Here is a 4,783-nt window from a genome sequence, read left to right as displayed (position 1 = left end):
ACAACGCCTCGCTCGAGCAACTCTTGGTGCTACTGCCCCCGTACTTCGCTCAGCAGCAGTCGTACACGCCGATATCCGACTCGACCGGCAACGCACGAGGCGACTTCGCGGTATTGGTAGACGATCCCCCCGCGTGTACGGTCGGATTCCTGCCGCAGTCGGCACAGCGCTCGCCAAATGACCTCTCGGACATCGACACTCCCGACGGGCTGTACTGCAAACTACCGCAGGACTCTCCGATCGCCGTCCGAGGCGTTCGCAACGATCCCTGCATCAGGAAGCCCGGCAAACGCGCACCCACGGTCGAGATCTGCGACAGCGACCAGCCGTTCGTGCCGTTGGCCATGCGGCAACACGCCACCGGACCGGCACCGTTCGATCCTAGCCTGATCGCCCAAGGCATCCCGATCGACAGCCGCGCGGGCCTCGGCGATCAGCTCTACGCTCCCGTCAACGGAACGCCGCTGCCCCCAGGGGCCAATCCCTCGGGTACGCCTCCCAATGCTGCCCCACCCGCGGGGCAACCCGTGCCCCCGCTGGAGGTGCCGCTGGCGCAAACATCCTTGCCGCCGCCGCCCGACGGCAATTCCCTCAACGGCCAGCCGATCCCGCCGGCTGGGCCACCACTCGGTGGCGCGCCCGATGGCGCGGGGGACGTACCACCTCCGGCCGCCCCCCCGCCTGGTTCCGGAGACGGCAGTACGGCGGCGCCCGCCGCGCCCAGTGCGTTCGGTGCCACCTCACCCGACGCCGGGCCCAAAGTGGCCTTTGCGCAATACAATCCGCGAACCGGTGAGTATATCGGCTCGGATGGCAATCTCTACAAGGTGACGAATCTGGTCGCCGACGCCCCGCTGGTCAAGACGTGGCGGGACCTGCTCCCGCACTAGGACAACACGATCGGTGCACCCGGCACCTCAGGCTTGCGTACGACGTACTCAGCGGGTGGCCGCGCTCAACTGACCTTGGTGATCTTGACTGGCAAGACGAGGACGAGCGAGCGGTTCCTGCCACACGCACCACTCTCACCGGTCGTCTGGTCCTCACCGAGGTAGAGGTTCGTATTCGTCAACGGGGTAGCGATGCCCTCGTCATTGGCGGGGTAGAAGCGGTAGACCTGCAGACCTGGACCCGTCCCACCGTCTGGGCACGGAATCCAGTCGGGCACATAGTGCTTGACATACCACGTGCCGTTGGTGGTGTAGATATCCTCGGTCCACCCCAAGGTGCTCGTAACTTTACCCGTGCAACTGATGGCGGTAGAGCACGTACTGTTCACGGTCCAGGTGCTTCGTACGGTCGGTTGGTCTTCAAAGCGGTCGTTCATCTTGGCCCACTCACCGTTCGCAACGACGGAATACGTTCCGTTCGGGGCGAATTGGTCGTAGCTCGCGGCACACGGTGGCGCGTTGAGCATGGACCCACTCATGAGAGCCGCGGCCGCCGCGATCAGTCGTACTGGGCCCATCTGCCGCTCCTAGACGCTTCCACGATGCCACCTACCTGCCGTGAGTATCGCCCTCGCCCGGCGGCAATGCCATTCTCAGGCAACAGAATAACACCTTGACCTCCGTAAACCGTAGGTTCGGGCAAATGTAAACACCAGTTCGGCCGGGGTTCGCTCAGCAGTTCGGCGGACCTCGTCCGAAGAGGAGAATCCGACCCTCCGGTGTGGGAGAGTAGATGGCGTGCGAATCGTCATTGCCGCCGCGACTGCTCTGCTGACCGCAGGATTGGTGGGGGCGCCGCCGGCAGTGGCGGACCCAGCGGACCCGGCGCCTGCCGACGATCCGACGTCGTGCAACGAGCCCGCCTGCGCGCCCGGCATCCAGGCGGGTGCGGTGCTCGGTGCTCCCTGCGACAACACCACCTATTACGTCTTCGGGGTGACGGACTGGGGGAGGTTGTTGTTCTGCGGATCGCCGCGCCGATTGGCGCCCCGCTGGTTCCGCACCACCGACATGCTCGGCGTCAAGTTCGAGGGCAGCAGTTGCTCCGGTCACGACGGCTCCCTGGCGCAGGCACCCGACGGCTTGTTCCTATCGTGCGATGCGCGTTCGGGCGCCAGCACCTGGACACGCGGGGACATCTAGCCCAAGGCGCACCAACACCGCGGGGCGTTTCAAAACCGCGTCAGCGAGAAGTTGTACGTGCTGGCTCCGCCCGGAGCGCCGAAGCAGCCTGCGTCGTAGGTCGAGACAATCGTCCCGACCAATGAGACTGCGTCCCAGTCATATACGTCGTGGGACGGCAGGTTGTAGCCGATGCAGCGCACTCCGTCGATCACGTCGATCGTGAGCGTGTAGCGGCCGTCGGCGTAGAACGCCGTGCCCTGGAATCTCTGACTCTTCGGGGGCCGAGGGATGGCGATGACGTTGAGGTTGTCGGTGTGCGGCGCGATGACGGGATCTTCGAGTTGGGTGCCACAATCGGGAGCCCCGCATGAGTGGGTGACCGACCACACCCACGTGTGATCGTCCCACCGGTCGTTGGGGACCTCGTAGTTGCCCACCTTCATACTGGTAGCGCTGGCGTTCGGGGCGAGCGCCAGCGCAGCCGTCACGAGCACGGCGCCCAAAGCCGCCGGCATCGTTGCCCTCGCTGCTGTGATCACGGCTATCTCCCTCTTCGCGTACGCTTCGTCGTTCGCAGTTTATCGGCCCGGTTCACGGTGTGTCAGTTGTCTGCCAATACTGCATTGTCTTGTGTTTCAAGAGATTATGGGACCAGCGGACCGGTGGGAGGACGAAATGGCCGTCACGGTGGTGACTGTGGATACGTCGATGTCGCCGACACTGTTGTTTCCCGTGCTCGTCGGCGTTGGCTCCTCTCCGGTGTCGCCTAGGCGTACCTTCGACCGGGTTGCAGATCAGGTGCGATCGCATTGGCTAGTTCGACGTGCTTGGTGTCGCCGACCGCTGCGGTATGGGGGACTAGACCTGGACTAGACCTGGACTAGACCGGACTAGACCGGGTCGAACGCCGAAATGAGCCAGGATCCGTTGACGTTGGTGAGCCCCACTTTCACCGAACTCGCGGTGAACGACCCGGCGGGGTTCTCCTTGCTGGTGGTCGTCTGGTTCAGGAACATCAGCACCACTGCGCTGTCGGGCTTGAGTTCCACGACGGCCGACTGCACGATCGTCGCGGAGGTCTTCACCGCTCGCTGCTGCACGGCAGGAGTAACGATGTCGTGGGTGAATTGGCTGTAGTAGTGGAGAAAGTCACCGGTGAGATGTGTCTTCGCTCCGGCGAAGTCCGTGTCCATCGTCGCCGGCGCGTAAGACAGGAGCGCCACCGCACCGTCGGACGCGGCCTTGATCGTGGCGGCAGCCACGCCTGCTCCCGTCTGCCGGTCCGGCCGGAACTGGTTGGCGTATGTCCACGCAGTCAGCCCTGCCGAGGCGAGGAGGAGTATCACTAGCAGAGGCAACAGCGCGCCCGCGACGAGGCCGGGTCGCGGGCTCGGCTGAGCTTGTCGGGCCGACTGGTCGTCTACGGCACTCGACGCCTCGTCGAGTTCGGTGGCGTCCCCGGCGTCCCCGGCGTCCTCGATCTGGCCGCGGGGCACGTCGCCGTTGTCCTCGGTGCTCACGGCACGAACTCGACTTTCGCCATTTTGAGCTGCCCTCCGTCGCGGGCCACGTCCACCCGAAGTCGCCAGGAGCGGGGTTGCTGTTGCCTGCTGGCTACGTTGGATACCTGGGTGGTCACGGCAACGAGCACGGTGGCCGTGTCCTTGGTCATTTCTTGAACGGCGGTTGCGTTGACCGTGGCTTCGGTGATGACCTTCGATTCCTGCGCAGCCGTGGTGAATTCGTCGGCCTTGCCCTGAAAGTCCTTCTTGAAGTCACCCGTCGTGTCGTCGATGATGCGCTTCACGTCGTCCTTGGCGTTGTTGGCGTTCAGCGACATCAACGTGACGACACCCTGGCGGGCCGCGACCGCGAACTCTTGCGAGCGCTGCTGCTCCTGTGCGACCTGGCGATGGCTCACGAGCATGTACGCGCTGGCACCGAGAAGTGTGACCGTGCCGAGGACGATCAGCGCCGCCGCAACCCACTTCACTTTGATGCGGGGCAGCCTGAAGCCGCGACGGTGTTCCGGCTCACCCGTGTACTCCCCGGCTGGAACCCAATTGTCGGCTTCGTCGGTGTCGTCGTCGGCTGACTGATCGGCGACCGGCTCGTCGAGTTCGGGCGCGGTGGCTGGGATGTCGTGGGTGAGCGTCGGGTCGGGCAGGTCCATGGCAGTGGGTGGAAGGACCTGGGCCGCGCCGGCCGTGGCCTGCCTGCGCAGCTTCAGCGCGTGGGCACGGGAGCGGGCAGCCTGTGCGGCGGCTTCTGCGGCCTCGGCCTCCGCCTCGGCTTCTTGGGCGAGTGCCGACGCATCGTCGGGTTCGGTCCTCTCTGCGACGTCGCCGGGAGGGACTGCTGGTTCGTCCCGAGCGTCACCGTCGGCCGCAGATGGCCTTCGCTTCCGGGGCGGCATGGATCTCCTGTCTTATCTCAATCGCTTTCGCGTAAAACGATGCCGTCTTCACACCATGCGTATCGCGCTGCCGATCCACGAACCACGTCAAGGCGAAGGGATCCGCGGTAACCCGACCATGGCGACGGCGAGGACGGCCGGTTCGGTGCCGCGGTTGTGCCAGCGGTGCCGAGTGCCGTTCTGGATGTTCACGTCTCCGGGGCACAATGTCGTCTCGACACCGTCGTCGAGTTCGAGGACGATCTCACCGGAGACGACGATCTCCATGTCGACGGTGTGGGTGGTGTGCATG

General features: G+C 64.9%; 6 protein-coding genes and 1 pseudogene. 2 read left to right on the top strand and 5 right to left on the bottom strand.

Going from position 1 to position 4,783, the window contains the following annotated elements; translation table 11 throughout:
- Positions 1 to 890, top strand: a pseudogene (locus tag ACRDUX_RS10455) (MCE family protein); the annotation flags it as partial.
- Positions 891 to 955: 65 nt separating this feature from the next.
- Here the strand turns inward: ACRDUX_RS10455 and ACRDUX_RS10450 are convergent.
- The gene (locus tag ACRDUX_RS10450) at positions 956 to 1,417 is read right to left on the bottom strand and encodes an Rv2253/PknI dimerization domain-containing protein (protein WP_526413595.1); all 462 of its coding nucleotides are present in this window, start codon (positions 1,415 to 1,417) and stop codon (positions 956 to 958) included.
- Between the two features lie 271 nt (positions 1,418 to 1,688).
- On the opposite strand from ACRDUX_RS10450, the gene ACRDUX_RS10445 reads away from it, so the two are divergent.
- Positions 1,689 to 2,093, top strand: a complete 405-nt coding sequence (locus tag ACRDUX_RS10445) for a hypothetical protein (protein ID WP_526413593.1) — start codon at positions 1,689 to 1,691, stop codon at positions 2,091 to 2,093.
- Positions 2,094 to 2,122: 29 nt separating this feature from the next.
- Here ACRDUX_RS10445 and ACRDUX_RS10440 read toward each other — a convergent pair whose 3' ends face one another.
- From ACRDUX_RS10440 to ACRDUX_RS10425, 4 genes are all read right to left on the bottom strand, one after another.
- Positions 2,123 to 2,614 (bottom strand): hypothetical protein, encoded by a 492-nt coding sequence (locus ACRDUX_RS10440; protein WP_526413591.1) that lies wholly within the window; start codon positions 2,612 to 2,614, stop codon positions 2,123 to 2,125.
- Between the two features lie 351 nt (positions 2,615 to 2,965).
- Positions 2,966 to 3,595, bottom strand: a complete 630-nt coding sequence (locus ACRDUX_RS10435; RefSeq protein WP_526413589.1) for a hypothetical protein — start codon at positions 3,593 to 3,595, stop codon at positions 2,966 to 2,968.
- A complete protein-coding gene (locus tag ACRDUX_RS10430; protein WP_526413587.1) occupies positions 3,592 to 4,491 on the bottom strand; it encodes an Rv1363c family protein in 900 nt (299 codons plus the stop codon). The genes ACRDUX_RS10435 and ACRDUX_RS10430 overlap by 4 nt, the downstream gene beginning before the upstream one ends.
- 87 nt (positions 4,492 to 4,578) lie before the next feature.
- Positions 4,579 to 4,783: cupin domain-containing protein (locus ACRDUX_RS10425; RefSeq protein ID WP_526413585.1), on the bottom strand; the 205-nt coding region annotated here is incomplete at its 5' end.

Source organism: Mycobacterium sp. (assembly GCF_050701675.1).
Taxonomy (GTDB): domain Bacteria; phylum Actinomycetota; class Actinomycetes; order Mycobacteriales; family Mycobacteriaceae; genus Mycobacterium.
This window is presented reverse-complemented; position numbering and strand designations above follow the sequence as displayed.

Excerpts from the sequence above, each read along its gene's own strand:
- ACRDUX_RS10430 (WP_526413587.1), bottom strand. The coding sequence starts at position 4,491 with ATGCCGCCCCGGAAGCGAAGGCCATCTGCGGCCGACGGTGACGCTCGG.
- ACRDUX_RS10450 (WP_526413595.1), bottom strand. The coding sequence starts at position 1,417 with ATGCTCAACGCGCCACCGTGTGCCGCGAGCTACGACCAATTCGCCCCG.